Origin of the sequence: uncultured Rothia sp., assembly GCF_937976295.1 — a bacterium.
GTDB lineage: Bacteria > Actinomycetota > Actinomycetes > Actinomycetales > Micrococcaceae > Rothia.
In genome coordinates, this window is sequence record NZ_CALJRY010000059.1 from 1 (window position 1) to 3116 (window position 3116).

Genomic DNA, 3116 nt, shown 5'->3' on the forward strand with positions numbered 1-3116 from the left:
TGCGCAATACCGGCATAACGAACTGGAAGGGGGAGGGGGTTGTCGCCTTCTCAGCCTTTCGCTGGCTCCACCGGGCCTACGTTTGTAGGGCGTGCATCTTACACACTTCCTCCGCGCCGTCGCAGGGAACCCGCCCTCGCTTCGCTTCGGGCACCCTGAGGGCGCATCCGGAAGGTGTAAGCCTGCCGCCGAATCTATTCAACAGCTCCCTGGTCAATAGCTCCCCGGTATGACCAAAAGCTTTGCGTGCGGTACCCACCTCCGATACCCTAATGGAGGAAATCTACACTCACAGATACACCGCCGTATCGCAAAGGAACACCCGTGAAATCCTTCCTCAAAGGGCTCGGCATCTTCTTCGCCGTATGCCTCGCCTTCTCCCTCTGGTACGTCATCCTTGGCGTCGTCATCATCGTGCTCATCCTGGGCATCATCCTGACCATCCGCAAAAACCGGTACTTCGCATCCCCCGAATTTCAGACGCACCGCCAACGCACCGCCACACTCGCCAGCGAATACAACGAAGTCGCCAGCTACGTACACGACATCTACACCCACGGAATCTACGAACTCGGCACCTCCACCAACGGCATGTACAGCCACCTCGCCACCGTCGAAGTTCAACAACCCAAAACCTGGCGGACACTGTTGCAGAAGAAACCCGAAGGACGCCACCCGCACGTCTACACCGCTTCTGCCTCAACCATCCAAGAAGCCGAGCGGGACCCCATCGGCAGCCTCACCAAATACTTCCACATCGAAGCCGACCTGCAAACCCTCAAAGACGTACAACGACTCTCCGACGATATCGCGCGCCTCGAAACCGCGATCGACAACGTGCGACGCCGCGAAGACAACATGATCGCACACATCAACCCGCCCCAGTTCATCACCAAAAATTACGCCAACGAGTTCTGGGACAAACTCAATGTCTGCCACGTGGGGCTGACCGTGCCGTACCCCGTCTACCGCTTCGAATACGCCTCACCCGGCGGCAAAGAAAACCGCGCCGTCACCGTCACGCTCGACACCCCAACCCTCGACGCGCTCTCCGAAACCCTAGAACGCAAAATACGCTGGGCGTGGCCCGAAGGCGGCAAACGCACCCTCATGACCGCCCAACTGCGCCAACGCATCAAAGAACGCGACAACTACACCTGCCAAAACCCCGGCTGCGGCAACTCCATCATGCGTGAACGAATCCTCATCCTAGAGGTCGTCCACAAGATTCCGCTCTCCGAAGGTGGCAACAACGAGCCCGAGAACTTGCAGACCCTCTGCTGGCGTTGCGTACGCGGACGGAACCTGCGGCTCGCATAAAGCCGCACCACCCGAAAGCGACATCAGGGTGCCCACCCGGGCGCTCTCCGCAGCGAAGCAAGGAGCAGTGGAGCAAGGAGGAGTGGGGAGCGTTCGGGAGCGGCGGGTTCCCTGCAGGAGCGCAGGAAGGGCGCGGCGCGAGGCATCCAAGGGCTCCCATACAGTGCGCTAACTAGGGATTTATGTTAAAGCTGAGGTTCAAGGTATTCTTTTGAACGGCGCTGATTCTCTTTCCAAAGCAAGCAATTTGAGGCTCGCTCGGATTCACATAGAGTTGCGCCGCAAACACATCACCCCACCTGAATAAAGGGCATACCATGTCTACTTCCCTAACCCGCCGCAAGCTCGTCGCCGGCGCAGCCTGGGCGGCACCCGTCGTCGCAGCATCCGCAACCATCCCCTCCTACGCAGCGTCCGTCGCCGCAGACTGCACCTTCGCCGCACACCCGGCGTACAATATCTCCGGCACCGATGAAGGCACCAAGACCGTGCAGAGCTTCACCGTGCCTAGCAACGTTCACAAGCTCCGCTTCGAACTGGTTGGCGGCGCAGGCGGCACCAACAACCGCATGACCCCCGCCGGCTCCGGCGCGAAGGTCAGCGGCATCATCCCCGTCACCCCCGGCTCCACCGTGCAGATTATCGCGGCAGCAGGCGGTATCGGTGACGGCTCCCTCACCCCCACCGCCGGTGGTGAAGGCTACGGCAACGGCGGTTCCGTACCCGCCTACACCATCCCCGCCAACATTACCGCGCAGGTCGACGCCAAATACGCCGACCCGGCTAACTCCAAGACCCAGGTGTACGCCGCATCCGGCGGCGGCTCCTCGGCACTGCTCGTTGACGGCACCGTGGTGGCGGTTGCAGGTGGCGGTGGCGGCGCGGGCATGACCAGCTCCGGCGTGTCCTACGCAGACCCCTGGTACTCCAACCTCGACGGCCAGATCGACGCCGGTGTGGCGGCCCTCGGCTCGGATGCATCCCCGCAGTTCGACGCGGCGGGTAGTGCCTCCGCAGCGGCAGGCTCCAACGGCACCCCCGGCTCCGAAATCTACCAGGCAGAACGTTCCAAGGTCCTGACCTACAACTCCGGCTTCGGCGGCGCAGCGGGTGTAGGCGGTGCAGGCGGCGCGGCAGGCACCCTGCCGGTCAGCGGCCCCATCATCGGCTTTGAATCCACCAACAACCAGGTGCTGTTCAGCCAGTTTGTTGCCGGTAACGCGGGCACGAACGGCTTTGCGGGCAATGGCGGCGACGGCGCGGGTGCGCACTCCTACCAGCTGGATGAGAACCCCGCCAGCGTGCACGAGAAGGGCACCTACGAGGACCGCAGCTGGGACCTGGACATCTACAATGACGAGGGTGCGTACGCACAGAACTTCAACGGCTACCAGTCTGTGGTGTCCGGAGGTGGCGGCGCCGGTTACGGCGGCGGCGGTTCCGGTGCGGCACAGTCCGTCTCCTCGATTGTGCTGACCCAGAAGTGGCTGAACAGCCCGACCGGCGTGCGTCAGGGCATCGGCTACACGATGCAGGGCGGCGCAGGTGGCGCGGGCGGCTCGTACATTGCACCGTCCGTGAGCGACGGCTCTATCGTTTCGGCTGAGAACGCGCCGCAGTGGATGCGCGAGCGCGGTAACGGTTCGGTGACGGTGACCTACTGCGAGGCTGCTTCCTAGCTCCGGGCTAAAGGCGATTGAGGGGCGGTGCGCCGCATGTTTCCTCCGCAGCTTGGAACGCTTGAGGGGCGGTGCTCCTCCTCGTTCCTACAGGGGCACCCGCCCTCGCTTCGCTTC

At 62.7% G+C, this 3116-nt stretch carries 2 protein-coding genes; both read left to right on the forward strand.

All coding sequences use genetic code 11. The features are described from left to right. The first annotated feature begins 324 nt into the window (after positions 1 to 324). Positions 325 to 1320 carry an HNH endonuclease gene (locus tag Q0216_RS01685; RefSeq protein WP_298592436.1) on the forward strand — a complete coding sequence of 332 codons (996 nt, stop codon included), beginning with the start codon at positions 325 to 327 and terminating at the stop codon, positions 1318 to 1320. Between the two features lie 317 nt (positions 1321 to 1637). Continuing rightward, positions 1638 to 2999, forward strand: a complete 1362-nt coding sequence (locus tag Q0216_RS01690) for a hypothetical protein (RefSeq protein WP_298592438.1) — start codon at positions 1638 to 1640, stop codon at positions 2997 to 2999. Positions 3000 to 3116 lie beyond the last annotated feature (117 nt).